13 protein-coding genes are annotated in these 18,575 nt (G+C 69.6%); all 13 read left to right on the forward strand.

Annotated elements, in window-relative coordinates; translation table 11 throughout:
- Nucleotides 1-249 precede the first annotated feature (249 nt).
- The 13 genes from AC10V3_RS08570 to AC10V3_RS08630 all read left to right on the forward strand — a co-directional run bounded on the left by AC10V3_RS08570 (nt 250) and on the right by AC10V3_RS08630 (nt 18,505).
- Nucleotides 250-1,254: a GlxA family transcriptional regulator gene (locus AC10V3_RS08570; RefSeq protein ID WP_022534706.1), complete on the forward strand. Its 1,005-nt coding sequence runs from the start codon at nt 250-252 to the stop codon at nt 1,252-1,254.
- A gap of 126 nt (nt 1,255-1,380) precedes the next feature.
- A complete protein-coding gene (locus AC10V3_RS08575; protein ID WP_022534707.1) occupies nt 1,381-2,919 on the forward strand; it encodes a mannose-1-phosphate guanylyltransferase/mannose-6-phosphate isomerase in 1,539 nt (512 codons plus the stop codon).
- Between the two features lie 84 nt (nt 2,920-3,003).
- The gene (locus AC10V3_RS08580) at nt 3,004-4,383 is read left to right on the forward strand and encodes an undecaprenyl-phosphate glucose phosphotransferase (protein ID WP_490923512.1); all 1,380 of its coding nucleotides are present in this window, start codon (nt 3,004-3,006) and stop codon (nt 4,381-4,383) included.
- 52 nt (nt 4,384-4,435) lie between these two features.
- A complete protein-coding gene (locus AC10V3_RS08585) occupies nt 4,436-6,667 on the forward strand; it encodes a polysaccharide biosynthesis tyrosine autokinase (RefSeq protein ID WP_490923513.1) in 2,232 nt (743 codons plus the stop codon).
- An 85-nt stretch (nt 6,668-6,752) separates the two neighbouring features.
- On the forward strand, nt 6,753-7,871 hold the full coding sequence (gene gmd / locus AC10V3_RS08590; RefSeq protein ID WP_022534710.1) for a GDP-mannose 4,6-dehydratase: 1,119 nt from the start codon (nt 6,753-6,755) through the stop codon (nt 7,869-7,871).
- Nucleotides 7,872-7,887: 16 nt separating this feature from the next.
- Nucleotides 7,888-8,832, forward strand: a complete 945-nt coding sequence (locus tag AC10V3_RS08595; RefSeq protein ID WP_454751834.1) for a GDP-L-fucose synthase family protein — start codon at nt 7,888-7,890, stop codon at nt 8,830-8,832.
- A gap of 117 nt (nt 8,833-8,949) precedes the next feature.
- Nucleotides 8,950-10,185 carry a glycosyltransferase gene (locus tag AC10V3_RS08600; RefSeq protein ID WP_454751835.1) on the forward strand — a complete coding sequence of 412 codons (1,236 nt, stop codon included), beginning with the start codon at nt 8,950-8,952 and terminating at the stop codon, nt 10,183-10,185.
- Entirely contained in the window at nt 10,182-11,480 is a 1,299-nt protein-coding gene (locus AC10V3_RS08605) for a glycosyltransferase WbuB (RefSeq protein ID WP_022534713.1), read from the forward strand. Before AC10V3_RS08600 ends, AC10V3_RS08605 begins: the two co-directional genes overlap by 4 nt.
- 155 nt (nt 11,481-11,635) lie before the next feature.
- Nucleotides 11,636-12,868 carry an acyltransferase family protein gene (locus AC10V3_RS08610; RefSeq protein WP_022534714.1) on the forward strand — a complete coding sequence of 411 codons (1,233 nt, stop codon included), beginning with the start codon at nt 11,636-11,638 and terminating at the stop codon, nt 12,866-12,868.
- A 9-nt stretch (nt 12,869-12,877) separates the two neighbouring features.
- The gene (locus AC10V3_RS08615; protein ID WP_022534715.1) at nt 12,878-14,296 is read left to right on the forward strand and encodes a hypothetical protein; all 1,419 of its coding nucleotides are present in this window, start codon (nt 12,878-12,880) and stop codon (nt 14,294-14,296) included.
- Nucleotides 14,293-15,546: a glycosyltransferase gene (locus AC10V3_RS08620; protein WP_022534716.1), complete on the forward strand. Its 1,254-nt coding sequence runs from the start codon at nt 14,293-14,295 to the stop codon at nt 15,544-15,546. The genes AC10V3_RS08615 and AC10V3_RS08620 overlap by 4 nt, the downstream gene beginning before the upstream one ends.
- 95 nt (nt 15,547-15,641) lie before the next feature.
- Nucleotides 15,642-17,351, forward strand: a complete 1,710-nt coding sequence (locus AC10V3_RS08625; RefSeq protein WP_349604527.1) for an FAD-dependent oxidoreductase — start codon at nt 15,642-15,644, stop codon at nt 17,349-17,351.
- Nucleotides 17,348-18,505, forward strand: coding sequence for a polysaccharide biosynthesis/export family protein (locus AC10V3_RS08630; RefSeq protein ID WP_022534718.1), 1,158 nt, complete (start codon nt 17,348-17,350; stop codon nt 18,503-18,505). Before AC10V3_RS08625 ends, AC10V3_RS08630 begins: the two co-directional genes overlap by 4 nt.
- The last annotated feature ends 70 nt before the right edge of the window (nt 18,506-18,575 follow it).

Genomic DNA, 18,575 nt, shown 5'->3' on the forward strand with positions numbered 1-18,575 from the left:
GTAACGACTATATTGGTTTTGAAGGCGCGGCAACGCGGATTATGCGAACCAGGGAGTCGCGTGTTGCATAAATAAAAACCGTTATACAACAGTGGCTTGCAGCAGGTAAGCGAAGGCGCTCAATACCCTTCCGCCAAGACATCGCAAGAATCGGACAGGCTGGAAATAACCGAAATTGTTATGTCTATGGTGCGATGCAATGCAAACGGTTTCGCGCCAGAAGAAAACCAACGAGGTATTGGGGGAATCATGCCGTACGCCCACATCGAGCCACCCGCATCCAGTGTTTATTCCACGACACTCACCACCGACCCATCACGCGCCAGCGCGCGTCGCATTGGCATCCTGCTTTATGAGGGATTTTCCTTATTCGGGGCCGGCCTGGTTGCCGAGCTGTTTCAGACCGCCAACGAGATCGCCGCACCCGCTGGCGGCAGCCGCCGCATTACCTATGACGTGCGCTTCCTGTCGGTCGAAGGCGGCAGCGTGACCTGCTCGGCGGCGGTGCGGGTCTGGACCGACAGCCTCGAGCCGCGCCGACCTGCCGGACTCGACATGCTCTTCATTGCCGGCGGCGAAGGCGCCCGTGCCGCGGCCAGCGACACGCGCCTGCTGTGCTGGCTGCGCGCCGCCTGCTCCACCACCGACAGCGTGCGCCCGATCGCCGAAGGCCGCGCCGTGCTGGCGGCCGCCGGCGTGATCCAGCCCTCCGAACCGCCGCGCCGCTCGCACCTGCCGCTGATGGCATCGAACGACGACACCGAACTGCGCCTGGAATCGATGAAAGGCGCGCTGGCAGTGATCCGGCGCGACCTGGGCGTGGACGTGGCACGCGCGGTAGTCGAACGCGTGCTGCCGGCCTGGACCGACCAGCTGCTGCCGCGCCTGGCCGATGCCGGCCTGACCAGTGCAGCCGACAAGATCCGCGCGGCCGCGCGCTGGCTGCAGCAGAACTGCGAACACGACGTCTCGATTGCCGACGCCGCCGAGGTGGCGACTATGAGCGAGCGCAACTTCCTGCGCCGCTTCAAGCTGGAGATGGGCGCCACCCCTTCCGACTTTCTGCTGCAGGCGCGGCTTGAGACTGCCTGCGGCCTGCTGGCCGAGACCGAGTTGCCGGTCGACAAGGTGGCGCGCCGCTCCGGCATGGGCAACGGCGATCGCCTGGCCAAGATCTTCCGCAAGCGGCTGTCGCTGTCACCGACCGAATTCCGCCAGCGTCACAAGGCATACAAGGCCGCCACCGACAGCTGAGGCCGCGCGCCGCCACGGAGCACCACGTAACCCGATTGCAGTGAAACGTTCCGCGAGGCATCGCGGCGGGCGCAGCTCGCCCGCGCCAGGCCGCGCGCCAGGTTGTCGAGATTGGAGGGCTTGACCATGTTGAAGACGACGCAGGTGGAGACGGGCACGGTGGCGGCCGCGCAGGCCGGCGGCCAGGAAGAGAATGACGGCACCCGTCCGCGGCCGCAGCGGCTGCGGCTGGCGCCGGTGGTGCTGGCCGGCGGCGCCGGCACGCGCCTGTGGCCGCTGTCGCGCGAGCACTATCCCAAGCAGCTGATCGATCTGGTCGGCACCGACTCGCTGCTGCAGGCGACATTGCGCCGCCTGTCCGGCTTCAACGCCCAGCGCGAGGTGGTGCCCGAAGCCATCATCACCTGCGGCGAGGAACACCGCTTCAGCACTGCCGAGCAACTGGCCAAGGCCGGTGTCGAGGCGCGCCTGGTGGTCGAGCCCGCGCGGCGCAATACCGCGCCCGCGCTGACCGTGGCCGCATGGCTGGCGCAGGGCAAGGGAGAAGACGTAATCCTGGTGGTGATGCCGGCCGACCACGCCATCCTGGACGGCGCCGCTTTCCATCACGCGATCGCGCTTGCGGCGGAGCACGCCGAGCGCGGCGCGATAGTAACCCTGGGCGTGCCGCCGACCCGGCCCGAGACCGGCTACGGCTACATCCGGCTGGGCGAGGCGCTGGGCGATGGCGCCCACGGTATCGCGCGCTTTGTCGAGAAGCCGGCGCTGGAACTGGCGGCGCAGTATGTGCAGAGCGGCCAGTACTGGTGGAACAGCGGCATCTTCGTGGTCCGCGCCACGGTCTGGCTGCAGGCGCTGCAGGCGCTGCAGCCTGCGATCTACGAGGCCTGCATGGCCGCCGTGATCGGCGGCAAGCTGCAGCCGCCTTACTTCCGCCCGGACGGCAAGTCGTTCCTGCAGTGCCCCTCGGATTCGATCGACTACGCGGTGATGGAGCGCCTCGACCAGCCTGACGCGCCCTGTCACGGGGTAGTGGTGCCGCTGACCGCCGGCTGGTCGGACCTGGGTTCGTGGGAGGCGGTATGGGATGCCACCGAGAAAGACGTCGACGGCAACGCGGCCCGCGGGCGCGTGATGTTTGAAGGCGCCAGCGCCAGCTATGCCTACTCTGACGGGCGCCTGGTGGCCTGCGTTGGCACCAGCAACATTGTCGTGGTCGAGACCGCCGACGCGGTGCTGGTGGCCGAGCGCTCGCACGTGCAGGACGTCAAGAGCCTGGTCGAGCGGATCAAGGCGCAACGCGCGCCGGAGGCAGAGGACCACCGCAAGGTGCGCCGCCCGTGGGGCTTTTATGACTCGATCGACCACGGCGAGCGCTTCCAGGTCAAGCGCATCGTGGTGGCGCCCGGCGCGCGGCTATCGCTGCAGCTTCACCACCACCGCGCCGAGCACTGGGTCGTGGTCAGCGGCACCGCGCGCGTCACGCGCGGCGACGAGAGCTTCCTGCTGGCCGAGAACCAGTCCGCCTATATCCCGCTGGGTGTGGCGCACCGGCTGGAGAACCCCGGCAAGCTGCCGCTGGAAATCATCGAGATCCAGTCCGGCGGCTACCTGGGCGAAGACGACATCGTGCGCATGGACGACAACTACGGGCGCTGCGGATAGGCGCAGAAACGCGGCGGCGGCCAGAAAGGAGCGGGCACGCCGCGCAGTGGGCAGGTTTGGGCAGACGGGGCAGGAGGACGGGAAATGGTCAAGCTTGAAGGATTGCTGGCGCGCATGCTTGATGTGGCGCTGGTGCTGGCCGGTGCGCTGCTGGCGGCACAGTTTCGCTTTGACGCGATCGGGCAGGGCGCCCTGTTCGAGCTTTTCATCGCCCTATCGGCGGCGTCCACGCTGGCGCTGTTCCCGGCCTTCGGCATCTATGAGTCATGGCGCGGGCGCTCCAAGCTGGGGCTGGCCGGGCAGGTGGCGCTTGCCTGGCTGCTGGTTCAGCTCTTTGGCGTGATGGTGATGTTCTCAGTGCACCGGCTCGACCTGGTGTCGCGGCTGTGGTTTGCCTACTGGACCGCCAGTACCGGCGCGCTGATGATCGTGTCGCGGTTGCTCGCCCATATGGTGCTGGGCCATATGCGCAGCGCCGGCATGAACCTGCACCAGGTGGCGGTGGTCGGCAGCGGCGCGCATTGCAATGCTGTGATCCGGCGCGTGGCCGCGTCGCCGGCCTCGGGCTTCCGCGTGGCGGCGGCGTTCAACGTGATGCCGGGTGCCGGCGGCTTGAATGCGCGCGTGCCGATCTTTGAGGACCGCGCGGCCTTTGCCCACTACGTGCGCACGCAGAAGATCCATGAGCTGTGGCTGGCGCTGCCGCTGTCGCAGGAACGCGAGATCCTGGAGTTCGTCGCGGCCTTCCGTGATGAGCTGATCAATATCCGCTTCGTGCCGGACCTGCGCACGGTGGCGCTGTTCGATGGCGGGATGATCGACCTGATCGGCATGCATGCGATCAACCTGGCAGCGTCGCCGCTGTCGCCCACCGCGCTGGCGCAGAAGGAGATCTTCGACCGGTTCTTCGCCGCGGCGGCGCTGCTCGGGCTGGCACCGCTGCTGGCGGCGATCGCGATCGCGGTCAAGCTGTCGTCGCGCGGACCGGTCCTGTTCACGCAGTTGCGCAAGGGCGCGGACGGGCGCGTATTCCGCATCTACAAGTTCCGCTCGATGTGCGTGCACACCGAGCACGCCGGGAAACTGACGCAGGTCACGCGCGGCGATCCGCGCGTCACCCGCGTCGGCGCCTTCCTGCGCCGCACCAGCCTGGACGAGCTGCCGCAGTTCTTCAACGTGCTGCGCGGCGACATGTCTGTCGTCGGCCCGCGCCCGCACGCACTGGAGCACGACGACCACTACGGCAAGCTGGTATCCGGCTATATCCAGCGCTACCGCATCAAGCCCGGCATTACCGGCTGGGCGCAGGTGAACGGCTACCGCGGCGAGACCGATCGCATCGAGAAGATGGAGGGCCGCATCGCCTACGACCTGTACTACCTCGTCAACTGGTCCTTCTGGCTGGACATGCGGATCATCGCGGCCACTGTCTTCAAGGGCCTGTTCCACAGCAACGCGTATTGAACCGAGGGCATTCGCCAGCGCCGCGCGCGGGCGGAAAGGGATGCGTGACACCATGCCAAACCTGCTAGAGACCCAGTATGTCGAGGCGCCGGCGGCGCCCGAGCTGCGGCTGTCCGACTACCTGGTCACGGTGCTGGAGAACTGGCGCATGATCGGCGCGATCACGCTGCTGGCGCTGGCCGGCGGTTCGATCTACGCGATGATCGCCAAGCCGGTGTATCGCGCCGACGCGCTGATCCAGGTGGAAGACAGCAAGGGCGACGCCAACGCTAACAACCAGAACTCGCTGCAGTCGCTGTCGTCGATCTTCGATTCCAAGTCTTCCACGGCCGCCGAGATCGAGCTGATCCGCTCGCGCCTGGTGGTGGAAGACGCGGTGCGCACGCTGCACCTGGATATCGGGGCGCGACCGCGCTACCTGCCCGTGATCGGCGGCTGGCTGGCAGGCCGTTACACCGGCAAGACCCCCGCGCCGCCGCGCTTCGGGCTGCCGCAGTACGCGTGGGGCGGCGAGTCGATCAAGATGTCGCTGTTCGAAACCCCGGCCAAGTACTACAAGAAGCCGTTCGTGCTGACCGTCGAGGACGAGCGCACCTACAGCCTGCGCGATCCCGATGGCGCGCTCGTGCTCAACGGCCGCGTCGGCGAAGAGACCGGCGGGGCCAGCACGCTGGGCCCGGTACGCGTGCGCATCGACCACCTGGTCGGGCGGCCGGGCACGCAGTTCGAGCTGACGCGCGCGTCCACCCTGGCTACGGTGGAGTCGGTGCAGCGCGCGCTGGCGGTGGGCGAGACCACGCTGCAGTCTGGCATCATCCGCGCCAGCCTGGAAGGCCCCGACAGCAAGCTGACCGCCGAGATCGTCAACACCGTCGCGCGCCAGTTCGTGCAGCAGGACATCGGGCGGCGTTCGGCCGAGGCCGAGCACACGCTGGCTTTCCTTGAGCAGCAGCTGCCGGTGCTGCGCAAGGAACTGGACCAGGCCGAGGAGCGCTACAACTCGTTCCGCAACAAGCTGGGCACCGTCAACCTGGGCGAGGAAAGCCGCCTGCTGCTGCAGCAGATCGTCGACAACAAGAACCGGCTGCTGACCATGGAGGCGCAGCTTGCCGAATACAACACGCGCTACACGGAGAACAATCCGGCGGTGGTGTCGCTCAAGGCGCAGATCGCCACGCTGACCGCGCAGCAGAACGCCCTGCGGCGCAGCGTCTCGCTGCTGCCCGATACCGAGCAGACCGCGCTGCGGCTGATGCGCGACGTGCGCGTCGATACCGAGCTCTACACCAGCCTGCTCAACAACGCGCAGCAGCTGCGCGTGGTCAAGGCGGGCCAGGTCGGCAGCGTGCGCGTGGTCGACTTTGCCGCGCCCGCCGACGAGCCGGTGCGCCCGCAGCGGGCCATGCTGGTGTTGATCAGCGCGGGGCTGGGGATGCTCGCGGCGATCTTGCTGGCGCTGCTGAAGAAGGCGCTGTACGGCGGCATGGAGCACCCCGAGGACATCGAGCGCCTGACCGGCGTGCCGGTGTGCGCGGTGGTGCCGCGCAGCCGCATGCAACTGCGCCTGCAGCGCGAGTTGAGCCACGGCCGCGTCGGCCGCGGCCCTCGCCTGCTGGCGGCGCGCGCGCCGGACGACGTCGCTGTGGAGGGCGTGCGCGGCCTGCGCACCACGCTGCAGTACGCGCTGCGCGACGCCAGCAACAACGTGGTGATGCTGACCGGTTCGCGCCAGGACGCGGGCAAGTCCTTCCTGTCGGTCAACCTGGCCGCGCTGGTGGCGGCGGGGCAGCGGCGCGTGCTGATGATCGACGCCGACATGCGCCGCGGCGCGGTCCATGCGCACTTCGGCCTGCGCCACCAGCCCGGCCTGGCCGATGCGCTGATGGGCGAGAATTTCGATGCCGTGGTGACGCGCGACGTGCTGCCGGGGCTAGACGTGATGCCACGCGGCACGGTGCCGCCGGACCCGGCCGAGCTGCTGATGAGCGAGCGCTTCCGCATGTTGCTCGACCATTTTTCGCACCGCTACGACATGGTGATCATCGACACCCCGCCGGTGCTCGAGGTCACCGACGCCACGCTGCTGGGACGCTACGCCGGCATCACGCTGCTGGTGGTGCGCCACGGCCGCCACCCCCCCGGCGAGATCGGCGAGACCGTGCGGCGGCTCGCCAGCGGCGGCGTGGCGCTGCGCGGTGTGCTGCTGACCGATGTGCCCAAGCCGCCGCTGCGGCTGGGCACCGGCTACTCCGGCTACTACACCAGCGTCGAGGGCATCAAATGAGACGGCGACCGCCGCCGCGCATAGCGCCCATCAGGCATCAGGCATCAGTCATAAAAGGCAATCCACCACGGCAGGGAGAACGGGAATGAAACGCAAGGTCGCACTGATCACTGGCATCACCGGGCAGGATGGCTCCTACCTGGCTGAATCGCTGCTTGACAAGGGGTACGAGGTGCACGGCATCAAGCGCCGCACGTCGCTGTTCAACACGGACCGCATCGACCACCTCTACCGCGAGCGGCATGAGCAGGACCTGCGCTTCTTCCTGCACTACGGCGATCTCACCGACGCCACCAGCGTGCTGCGTGTGATCCAGCGCGTGGAGCCGGACGAGATCTACAACCTGGCCGCGCAGAGCCACGTGGCGGTGTCGTTCGAAGAGCCGGAGTACACCGCCAACGCCGACGGCCTGGGCGCGCTGCGCATCCTGGAGGCGATCCGCATCCTCGGCATGGAACGCAAGACGCGCTTCTACCAGGCTTCTACCTCCGAGCTGTACGGGCTGGTGCAGGAGGTGCCGCAGAAAGAGACCACGCCGTTCTACCCGCGCAGCCCGTACGCGGTGGCCAAGCTCTACGCCTACTGGATCACCGTCAACTACCGCGAGGCCTACGGCATCTACGCCTGCAACGGCATCCTCTTCAACCATGAATCGCCGGTGCGCGGCGAGACCTTCGTCACGCGCAAGATCACCCGCGCCATCGCCCGCATCGCGGTCGGGCTGCAGGACGAGCTTTACCTGGGCAACCTGTCGTCGCTGCGCGACTGGGGCCACGCGCGCGATTACGTGGAGATGCAGTGGCTGATGCTGCAGCAGGAGCAGCCCGAGGACTTCGTCATTGCCACCGGCGAGCAGTACAGCGTGCGCGAGTTCGTGCAGTACGCCGCCGCCGAGCTGGGCGTGACCATCCGCTTCGAGGGCGAGGGCGTCGACGAGGTCGGCATTGTCGAACGGGTGCATGGCAAGGAAACCAGGCTGACGCCGGGCAAGGTGATCGTGCGCGTCGATCCGACGTATTTCCGCCCGACGGAAGTCGAGACGCTGCTGGGCGATCCCACCCGCGCGCGCGAAAGGCTGGGCTGGAAGCCGACCACGCCGTTCTCGTCGCTGGTCAAGGAGATGGTGCGCGCCGACTTCCAGATCGCGCGGCGCGACGCGCTGGTCACGCTGGCTGGCTTCAAGACGCTGGAACACCACGAGTGAAGGAGCGGCGCTCACCATGGACAAGCAGACAAGGATTTACGTCGCGGGCCATCGCGGCATGGTGGGTTCGGCACTGGTGCGCCAGCTGCGCGCGGCGGGCTACGAGCGCCTGCTGACGCCGGCGCGCGACCAGCTGGACCTGACCGACCAGGCCGCGGTGCGCCGCTTCTTCGCGCGGCAGCAGGTGGACGTGGTGCTGCTGGCGGCGGCGCGCGTGGGTGGCATCGTCGCCAACGCGATGCGCCCGGCTTCCTTCCTCTACGAGAACCTGGCGATCGAGACCAACGTGATCCAGGCCGCGTTCGAGGGCGGCGTGCAGCGGCTGGTGTTCTTCGGCTCGTCCTGCATCTATCCGCGCGACTGCGCCCAGCCGATCCGCGAGGACTACCTGCTGGGCGGGCCGCTGGAGCCGACCAACGAGGCCTACGCCATCGCCAAGATTGCTGGGATGAAGCTGTGCGAGGCCTGCAACCGGCAATACGGCACGCGCTACCTGTCGGTGATGCCGACCAACCTGTACGGGCCCAACGACAACTACGACCTGACCAGCAGCCACGTGCTGCCGGCGCTGATCCGCAAGGCGCATACCGCCGTCAGCGAGCGCGCCGGCACGATGACGGTGTGGGGCACCGGCACGCCGCGGCGCGAATTCCTGCACGTCGACGACCTGGCCGCGGCCACGCTGTTCCTGCTGCAACAGGACGTGGATGGCGGCGTGTTCAACGTCGGCACCGGCACGGACATCCCGATCGGCGAGCTGGCCGCCATGGTGTGCCGCGTCGCGGGATTTGACGGCGAACTGGTGTTCGACACCAGCAAGCCCGACGGCACGCCGCGCAAGCTGCTCGACGTATCGCGGCTGGCCGGCATGGGCTGGCAGGCGTCGATCGGGCTGGAAGCGGGCCTGGCGCGTACCTGGCGCGAGTTCGCGGCGGCACAGCAGGCAAGCGCGATGGCGTGACCGGCGCGATCAGGCAACAGGGAACAGGCAACAGGGAACAGGCAACAGGGAACAGGCAACCGGCAACAGAAAAAAGGCAAGACACAACAGGCAGTACGAAACCAGGGGGTAGTCGTCATGTCAGGCTCAGTCACCATCTTCCACAACGTTGTCTGGTCGCGCCACAAGGGCCAGGTCTTCTCGGCGCTGCACCAGCTGCACGGGCAGGGGCCGATCCGCTATACCGTCGTGCAGATCGCCGAGACCGAGCACATGCGGCTCGGGTTTTCCGAGGTCGACTACAGCGCGCACCAATACCCGATGCGCCAGCTCTTCAAGGGCTGCTACGAGGACGTGCCGCGCTGGAAGATGACGTTGCGGCTGGTGGGCGAGGTGCTGCGCTCGGACAGCCGGGTGGTGGTGCTGCCGGGCTACCACCTGCCGGAATTCTGGGCGATGCTGTTCGCCTGCATCGTCACCGGCAAGCGGCGCGCGGTGTTCTGCGATTCCACTGGCCGCGACCGCCCGCGGCGCTTGCTGACCTCGCTGCCCAAGCGGCTGTTCTTCGCGCTGTGCCAGGGCTACTTCGGCTTTGGTGAGCGCAGCCGCGAATACCTGGAGTCGCTCGGCGCGCGGCGCGAGCGCATCTTCATCCCCTGCCAGGCGGCAGCGCTGCCGGCCGGCTACACGCCCGAGCAGGCGCTGGCACGGCGGATGCTGGCGCGTGCGCCGAAGGCGACTACGCCAGACGCCCCGGCGCCAGAGCCGCAGACGCCGGTGTTCCTCTATGTGGGGCGGCTGTCGGAAGGGAAGGGGCTGGACACCCTGCTCGAAGCCTTTGCCGGCCTGCTGCCGGCCATGCCGGCCGCCACGCTGCGGCTGGCGGGCAGCGGCCCGATGGCCGAGCGCCTGCCCGAGCGCATCGACGCGCTCGGGCTCGACGGCGCCGTGATGCTGCTGGGCAGCGTCAACGGCGCGGCGCTCGAGGCCGAATACGACCGCGCCACCTGCCTGGTGCTGCCGAGCTACAGCGAGCCCTGGGGCTTGGTGGTCAACGAAGCGCTGGCGCACGGCTGCCCGGCGGTGGTCAGCGATAACTGCGGCTGCGTGCCGGAGCTGGTGCGCGAGGGCGAGACCGGCCTGGCGGTGCCGGCGCGTGACGCGGCAGCGCTGCAGGCCGCGCTGGGCAAGGCCGTGCAGCTGTTCGCCGATACCCGCGCCACCGCGCAGCGCTGCATCGACCTGATCGGCCGCTTCGATCCCGCGGCGGCCGCCACCCATATCGACCGCGGCTGCGCCAGCCTGCTGCGCGGCAAGGCGCGTACCGCGCCGCATCCCGTCGCCGAAGCCGAAGTCCACCGGAGCAGTCGATGAAAATCCTTATCTGCGGGCAGAACTACGCGCCCGAACTGACCGGCACCGGCAAGTACACCGCCGAGATGGCCGAGGCCCTGGCTGCCGCCGGGCACGAGGTACGGGTGGTGTGCGGCCCCCCGTACTACCCGGCGTGGCGGGTGGAGGACGGCTACTCGGCCTGGCGCTACCGCCGCGAGCAGCGCGCCGGCGTACGCGTGCAGCGCGTGCCGCTGTGGGTGCCGCGGCGCCCGGGCGGGCTCAATCGCCTGCTGCACCTGGGCAGTTTTGCGCTGGCGGCGCTGCCCGCGCTGCTGGGGCAGTGCTGGTGGCGACCGGACGTGGTGATGGTGATCGCGCCGGGGCTGATGAGCGCGCCCGGTGGCTGGCTGCTGGCGCGGCTGACCGGCGCGGCAGCCTGGCTGCACCTGCAGGACTACGAGGTCGATGCCGCCTTCGAACTCGGCCTGCTGCGCGGCGCCCGCGCGCGCCGTGCGGCGCTGGGGGTGGAGCGCGCGCTGCTGCGCAGCTTCGATGTGGTCTCGACCATCTCCGAGAAGATGACGCAGGCCGCCGTGCGCAAGGGCGTGGCGCCGGCGCGCGTGGTGCTGCTACCGAACTGGGTCGATGCCGACGCGATCCACCCGCTCGACCGGCCCAGCGCGTATCGCGAAGCGCTCGGCATCGCGCCGCACCAGAAGGTGGTGCTGTACGCCGGCAACATGGGTGCCAAGCAAGGCCTGGACGTGTTGATGTGCGCGGCGGCGGCGCTGGCCGGCCAGCCCGACATCGTGTTCGTGTTCTGCGGCAATGGCCCGGCCCGCGCCGAGCTGGAGCTGCACTGCGCCGGCCTGGAAAACTGCCGCTTCCTGCCGCTGCAGCCGACCGAACGCCTCAATGAACTGCTGAACCTGGCGGACATCCACGTGCTGCCGCAGCGCGGCGGTGCCGCCGACCTGGTGATGCCGTCCAAGCTGACCGGCATGCTGGCCAGCGGGCGCGCCATCGTGGCCATGGCCGAGGGCGGGACCGAGCTGTTCGCCGCGCTCGGCGGCCGCGGCCTGGCCGTGCCGCCGGAGGACGCCGAGGCGCTGGCGCACGCCATCCGCCGGCTCGCGGGCGATGCCGCGCAACGCGCCGAACTCGGCGCCGCCGCGCGCGCTTACGCAGTCAGCACGCTGGCCGCGCCGGTGGTGCTGGGGCGGCTCGAAGCGCGGCTGCGCGCGCTTGTCGCAGGCGGAACGGCTGCCGAGGCGGAACCCGTGCCCCGCGCCGAACTGCCGCCCGCCGCGCTGCGGGCCGAGGAGGCGGAGTAAGCCATGGCCAAGTCCAAGTCCAAGTCCAAGCTACGCCCGCGCGCCGAACGCCGCCGCCACCGCTGTCCGGGGGGATGCGAGCCCTATAAGCCATGGCCCCGCTGCCTGCGCCGTGCGCCGGCCGGTTGCCTGTTTTCCACCGGAGGAGAGCACTCATGCCAGCCATCGAGCCGGCCGCGCCGCGTGCGCCCCGCCTGACGCCGGCCGCCGGACGCGCCCCGCGCGCCGTGCCGGCCGGCACGGCGCACGGCGGCAACCTGCCGGCGCTGACCAGCATCCGCTTCCTGGCCGCGCTGACGGTGGTGCTGTGCCACTTCAGCCAGATCGGGCTGCTGGCGGTGCCGGCGTGGTTCGTCGCCGCGGCCGACGGCGGGCGCCCGGCGGTGTCGCTGTTCTTTGTGCTGTCGGGCTTTGTGCTCGCCTACAACTATCGCGACAAGCTTGGCGGCAACGGCGTGCGCGCCTTCTATGCGGCCCGCGTCGCGCGCATCTGGCCGGTGCTGCTGCTGTCGCTGCTGCCGGCGCTGGCGGTGACGGCATGGCTGCTGCACGCAGGCGATGCCACGCTGCTGCGCGAGTGGTACGGGCTGGCGCGGCCGGACCTGCCGATGCTGGCGGCAAGCCTGCTGTGCCAGGTGCTGGCGCTGACCGCGTGGCTGCCGTTCGCCGGGCTGAACCAGCCCTGGAACGGGCCGGCGTGGAGCATCTCCTGCGAGGCCTTCTTCTATGCCTTGTTCCCGGCGCTGCTGGCCTGGGCCGCCGCGCGCGGGAGCCTGGCGCTGCTGCGCTGGTGCGCGCTGCTGTGGCTGCTGCAGGGCGCATGGATCGCGCTGGTCGATGCCGCCACGCCGCCGTCGCGCTCGGGTTTCCTGATCGCGCAGTTCCCGCTGACGCACCTGTTCGAGTTCGTGCTGGGCGTGTGCGCGGCGCAATGGCATGCGCGCATGCCGCTCGCCGCCGCCGCGCGCCACCGCTTTGGCATCGTGCTGACGGGTGTCTCAGTGGCGATTCTCGCCGCGCTGGCGTTCTCGTCGCCGGGGCGCTGGCCGGCCTTCTATCTGCAGGCGCCGGCGTTCGGCGCGCTGATCCTCGGGCTTGCGCTGCTGCAGCGGCCCGTGCTCGGCCTGCTGCACCGGCGCTGGCTGGTGGTGCTAGGCGAGGCCAGCTTCTCGCTGTACCTGCTGCATGTGCCGCTGGGCCGCCTGGCGTGGCTGGCCGGCTGGCCGCGCGCGTACGGGTGGCTGGCGCTGGCTGCCGCGGTGGCGCTGAGCGTGCTGGTCTTCCGCGCTTATGAAGATCCGATGCGCAGCTGGCTGCGGCGGCGCCTGGCACCGGCCGTGCCGGCGCCGGCGGGCGCGGCGCTGCCGGCCAGCGCGGTACGGGGCTAGGAGGCGACCATGCGCAACCGCTTCACCACCATCTGGATCTGGCTGGCGCTGTGCCCGCTGGCGGTCGATTTCAAGAGCGTCGACGAGAACGGCAGCCGCATCACGCAGATCCTGCTGACGCTGCCGGCCATCGCCGCCACCGTCGTGCTGGCCATGATCGCGCCGCGCTTTGCCGGCGGCAGCCAGCTGCGCACGGCGATCACCATCGCGCTGATGCTGACGGTGCCCGGCAGCCTGGTGCCGCAGCTGCTGCAGGGCAATGACTTCGGCAATTACCTGCGCGTGCTGCTGCCGTTCATGCTGACGCTGTTCGGCTTCCTGGCTGCCTGCCGCCCATGGCAGCAGGACCGGCTCGTGCAGATCGAAAAAGCCATGTTCACCGGCATGGTGATTTCGCTGCTGTTCAGCTTTGCCTACGGTATGGCCATCGGCGGCGGGCTGGAGACGGTGCGCTTCCGCATTGTCTCGGTGGTGTTCCTGGCGCTGCAGGGGCTGCTGCTGCACGAGTTCGTGATCGCGCGGCGCTTTTCGAAGCTGACCGTGCTGCTGTTCCTGCTGTCGGTGGCGATCGAGCTGCTGAGCGTGACGCGCAGCCTGCTGGTCGGCACCGCCATGCTGTTCTGCCTGGCGACGTGGCTGGGCGCGCCGTCGCTGCGCCAGCTGCTCAAGTCGGTGGCGCGCGCGCTGGTGATTACGGTGGCGCTGATCGGCGGCACCGTGGTGATCGGCTCGGCGCTGTTCCCCAGCGTGGCCGCGCACTGGGAGCAACGCATCTCGGCCGCCAAGGCAACGGCATCGGGCATCGATCCCACCACCGCGACGCGGCTGGCGGAAATCAAGGACCAGCTCGACCAGGTCACCGCCAGCACGGTCTCGTTGCTGCTGGGCAAGGGCTTCGGCCACAACTACCGCTACTCGCCCGACTACCTTACGGCGCTGTCGGGACAGATGAGCGAGAAGGAGTTCTACGCCATCAACGAATGGGCCGCGGGCCACAACTTCTGGGTCTACCAGCTCTTTGCCGGCGGGCTGATGTTCGGCCTGGCGCTGCCGTTCGCGGTGTTGTTCGCGCTGTGGCGCGGCGCATTGATCTACCGGCGCTGGCGCCGCGATGCGCCGGCCGCGCCTTACCTGCCGGTGCTGGGGCGCGCGCTGATGGTGCTGGCGGCGCTGCCGGCCACGTCGATCGGCGGCAACCCGCTGGGCCCGCGCTATGCCGGGCTGCTGTACGGCGTGGCGCTGGGGCTGCTGGTGGGTTCGTGCATGCGCCTGCAGCGCCTGACGATCCGCCGGGTGTTGCCGGCTGCTACGCGTCCGCCGGTCACTCGGCCGGGCGCACCGCAGCCGCCACGGCTGCCGGTCTTGTCTCCTGCCCGCGCGTCCGCCCCGGCGGCGCCGCGGCTCACCCTGCAAGGATCCCGCGCATGAAGATCCTGCAACTGCTGCCATCGCTCGATCCCCGCCAGGGCGGGCCCGCCGAGTGCGTGCGCCAGAGCGCCGTCGCGCTGGCCGCGCAGGGCCATCGGGTCGAGGTGCTGACGCTCGATGCACCCGATGCGCCGTGGCTGCGCGACGCCGGCCTGCCGGTGCATGCGCTCGGGCCCGCGCGCGGCGGCTACCGCTACTGCCCGGCGCTGCTGCCGTGGCTGCGCGAACACGCGCAGGGCTTTGACGCGGTCATCGTCAACGGGCTGTGGCAGCACCACGGTTTTGCTGCCTGGCAGGCGCTGCGCGACAGCGGCGTGCCGTATTTCGTGTTCCCGCACGGCATGCTCGACCCGTGGTTCCGTCGCGCTTACCCGCTCAAGCACCTGAAGAAGTGGCTGTACTGGCCCTGGGCGGAATACCGCGTGCTGCGCGACGCGCGCGCGGTGCTGTTCACCGCGGAAGAAGAACGCCGGCGCGCACGCGAATCCTTCTGGCTGTATCGCGCCAACGAACGCGTGGTCAGCTTCGGCACCAGCGCGCCGCCGCCGGCGCATGCGGCCGACGGCGGCAGCCTGGCCGAGCGCTTCCTGGCCGCCCATCCCGCGCTCCGCGGCAAGCGCCTGGTGCTGTTCCTCGGTCGCATCCACCCGAAAAAAGGCTGCGACCTGCTGATCGAGGCCTTCGCGCGGGAAGCCGCGCAGGTGCCCGCCGCGCACCTCGTGATCGCCGGGCCTGACAGCGCCGGCTGGGGCAGCGCGCTGCGCGAACTGGCCGCCGCGCGCGGAATCGCGGACCGCATCAGCTGGCCCGGCATGTTGCGCGACGAGATGAAGTGGGGCGCGTTCCGCGCCAGCGAAGTGTTCGCGCTGTCGTCGCACCAGGAAAACTTTGGCATCGCTGTCGCCGAGGCGCTGGGCTGCGGGCTGCCGGGCCTGCTGTCGACGGAGGTGAACATCTGGCGCGAAGTGGTGCAGGGCGGCGCGGGCATGGGCGCGGCGGACACCGTCGACGGCACGGCCGGGATGCTGCGCGGCTGGTTCGCGCTGACGCCGGCCGAGCGTGCGCGTATGCGCGCGCGTGCGCAGGCGGTATTTGCGCGGCACTTCACCGTGGAAGCGATGGCGGCGGATCTGCTGCGCGTGGTGCAGGAGGGCGCCGCGCACGCGGCAGGCGCCCAGGGCAGCGGCATGCCGCGTCCGGCCGGACTGGCGACAAGCCTGCTGGCGCAAGGGGTCGAAGAAAAACGGTAAGGGGGCTGGCGCAGGAACCTGATGGACTGGACGGGGGCTCGCGCACGCCCGCTTTTGGGGGTGCAGGACGGCAAGGGCAAATGGGGAGCGACGCTATGTTTGTCGATGCAAGGCAAGTCGAACAAAACACGACAATACGCACCACGGTGTGCATCGTGGGCGCGGGGGTGGCGGGCATCACGCTGGCGCTGCAGATGCAGCGCATGGGCATCGATGCCTGCGTGCTGGAAAGCGGCGGCTACAAGCCGGACGAAGACACGCGGGACCTGTACCGGGGCGAAAACGCAGGGCTGCCCTATACCTTCGCCGACGGCTGCCGCAGCCGCTACCTGGGCGGCAGCAGCAACTGCTGGGGCGGCTGGTGCCGGCCGCTGGACCCCTGGGACCTGGAGCGCCGCGACTGGGTGCCGCACAGCGGCTGGCCGTTCGGGCTGGACGAGCTCAGGCCTTACTACGCGCGCACCCATGAGCTGCTGCGGCTGGGGCCGGACAACTTCGAGCCGGCGTGGTGGGAGCAGGCCATCGGCCGCGCCGACGTGAAGCGCCTGCCGCTCAGTGGCCACAGCATCCGCGACACCATCTCGCAATTCAGCCCGCCGGCTCGCTTCGGCAAGCTGTACCGCGAGATGCTTGCCGCCGCCTCGCGGGTCAAGGTGTTCCTCTACGCCAACGTGACCGCCATCGAGACCGATGCCGGCGCCGGCGCGGTCACTCACTTGTCGGTGGCGACGCTCAGCGGCAAGCGCTTCCGCGTGGTGGCGCAGCGCTTCGTGCTGGCCGCCGGCGGCATCGAGAACGCACGGCTGATGCTGGCCTCGAACCGCACCAGCCAGGCGGGGCTGGGCAATGCCCACGACCTGGTCGGGCGCTACTTCATGGACCATCCGCGGCTGATTTCGGGTTGGGTGCATTTCAGCAAGGCGTGGTCGCGCAACAAGCTCTACGACATCAAGTACCACTACCAGAACCCCGCGGTCAGCGCGCATGGCACGCGCATCTCTTCGCAGTTCGCGCTGCGCCCGGAAGTGCTGGCGCGCGAGCGGCTGCTCAATGCGCGGGTCTGGTTCTTCTCGATGTTCTACGGCGAGGGCAGCGCCGGCGCCGAGGCGCTGATCCGCGCCAAGCAGGCGATGCTGCGCAAGGACCAGCCGGGCTACCGGCTCGGCCGCGACCTGCTGACCATGGCCACGCACCCGGTCGATACCGTCGGCTTCGGCCTGACGCGGCTGCTGCAGCCGCGCGCGCTGATCGCGGGCGTGCGCATGCAGGCTATCGTCGAGGCCGCGCCCGATCCCGACAGCCGCGTGACACTGTCGGCGCAGCGCGACCGGCTCGGCATGCCGCGCGTGCGCGTCGACTGGCGGGTCGGCAGCCTGGTGCAGCGCACGTTCGACCGCACCTTTGCGCTGCTGGCTGAAGAACTGGAGCGCACCGGCGTGGCCCGCGTCACGCTCGACCCGCCCACCGAAGGGCAGCCGTGGCCGACTTCGCTGGAAGGGACCTGGCACCACATGGGCACCACGCGCATGCATGACTCGCCCAGGCAGGGCGTGGTCGACCGCAACTGCCGCGTGCACGGCATCGGCAACCTGTATGTGGCCGGCAGCTCGGTGTTCCCGACCGTGGGCGCCAACTTTCCGACCATCACCATTGCCGCGCTGGCGCTGCGGCTGAGCGAGCACCTGGCGCGCACGCTGGACGACACCGCGCGCGCGGCCGGCGTGGCGCCGGCAGCGAACGCGCAGGCGCACGCCGAAGCGCAGGCGGTGGCGGCGCCGGATGCATTCGAAGGAGAACCCTCATGAGCTATCGGATCGTGATCGCAGGCTTGCTCGCGGGCGCGCTGTCGGCGTGCTCGTGGGCGCCGGGTCCGGCGCTGGACGGTAGCCGGCTGGACGACAACCTGCGGGCCAAGACCGGCACGCAGACTTACCCGGTGCGGCTCGTCACCGCCGAGGTGATCCGCGCCCAGATCGATGCCGTGCTGGCATCGAACAGCCAGGTATCGCCGGCGCGCGGCGCGGACCTGCGCACCAGCATCGAACGCTACGAGTACCTGGTGGGCCCGCAGGACGTGCTGGGCGTGACGGTGCTGTTCAATCCGCAGCTCAGTTCGACCGCGCCGGCCGCGCCCGCCGCCGCCCAGATGCTGCCGACCGAGGCGGCGCAGCCGCAGGTGCCGCTGGACCAGAACGGTTTTCGCGTCTCGCGCAACGGTGAGCTGTACTATCCGCCGGTGGGCGTGCTCAAGGTCGGCGGGCGCAGCATCGAGGACGTGCGCAGGATGATCTCGCGCGGGCTGGAGCGCGACCTGCGCGATCCCCGCGTGGACGTGCGCGTGATCGCCTACCGGCACGGGCGCGTCGACGTGACCGGGATGGTGCGCAACCCCGGCTCGATCCCGGTCACAGATGTGCCGCTGACCATGATCAACGCGGTCGCGCGCACCGGCGGCACCATGCCCGAGGCCGATGTGCAGAAGGTGCGGCTGACACGCGGCAACGATGTCTATGAACTGGACCTCGAAGCCCTGATCGACCGCCGCAACGGCTACAGCGACTTCCTGCTGCAGGCGGGCGACATCGTCAACGTGCCCGACCGGCTCGGCAGCCGCATCTTCATCCTGGGCGAAGTGGTCAAGCCAACCTCGCTGCTGATGAACCGCGGCCGCCTGACGCTGGCCGATGCGCTGGCCGGCGTCAATAGCATCGACGTGCGCTATGCCGACCCGCGCCAGGTCTTCATCATCCGCGGCATGCGCGACAGCCCGACCACGCCTGAGGTGTTCCGCCTCGACATGAGCCAGGTCGATGCGCTGCTGCTGTCGACGCAGTTCCGGCTCGAGCCGCTCGACGTGGTCTATGTCGGCACCTCGGATGCGGTGCGCTTCAACCGCGTGCTGGAGCAGATCACGCCGACCATCCAGACGCTGTTCTTCACCAAGGAGCTGTCGCGCTGACTGACTGGCAGGACCGGAACAACAAAACCGCGGGCGCGCGCAGGAAGCATGCAGAACGCGCGCAGCGCCG

The organism is Cupriavidus sp. PB-02, from assembly GCF_058252315.1.

Excerpts from the sequence above, each read along its gene's own strand:
- AC10V3_RS08615 (WP_022534715.1), top strand. The coding sequence starts at position 12,878 with ATGCGCAACCGCTTCACCACCATCTGGATCTGGCTGGCGCTGTGCCCG.
- AC10V3_RS08595 (WP_454751834.1), top strand. The coding sequence starts at position 7,888 with ATGGACAAGCAGACAAGGATTTACGTCGCGGGCCATCGCGGCATGGTG.
- AC10V3_RS08625 (WP_349604527.1), top strand. The coding sequence starts at position 15,642 with ATGTTTGTCGATGCAAGGCAAGTCGAACAAAACACGACAATACGCACC.
- AC10V3_RS08610 (WP_022534714.1), top strand. The coding sequence starts at position 11,636 with ATGCCAGCCATCGAGCCGGCCGCGCCGCGTGCGCCCCGCCTGACGCCG.
- gmd (WP_022534710.1), top strand. The coding sequence starts at position 6,753 with ATGAAACGCAAGGTCGCACTGATCACTGGCATCACCGGGCAGGATGGC.
- AC10V3_RS08585 (WP_490923513.1), top strand. The coding sequence starts at position 4,436 with ATGCCAAACCTGCTAGAGACCCAGTATGTCGAGGCGCCGGCGGCGCCC.
- AC10V3_RS08600 (WP_454751835.1), top strand. The coding sequence starts at position 8,950 with ATGTCAGGCTCAGTCACCATCTTCCACAACGTTGTCTGGTCGCGCCAC.
- AC10V3_RS08605 (WP_022534713.1), top strand. The coding sequence starts at position 10,182 with ATGAAAATCCTTATCTGCGGGCAGAACTACGCGCCCGAACTGACCGGC.
- AC10V3_RS08575 (WP_022534707.1), top strand. The coding sequence starts at position 1,381 with ATGTTGAAGACGACGCAGGTGGAGACGGGCACGGTGGCGGCCGCGCAG.
- AC10V3_RS08570 (WP_022534706.1), top strand. The coding sequence starts at position 250 with ATGCCGTACGCCCACATCGAGCCACCCGCATCCAGTGTTTATTCCACG.
- AC10V3_RS08620 (WP_022534716.1), top strand. The coding sequence starts at position 14,293 with ATGAAGATCCTGCAACTGCTGCCATCGCTCGATCCCCGCCAGGGCGGG.
- AC10V3_RS08580 (WP_490923512.1), top strand. The coding sequence starts at position 3,004 with ATGGTCAAGCTTGAAGGATTGCTGGCGCGCATGCTTGATGTGGCGCTG.
- AC10V3_RS08630 (WP_022534718.1), top strand. The coding sequence starts at position 17,348 with ATGAGCTATCGGATCGTGATCGCAGGCTTGCTCGCGGGCGCGCTGTCG.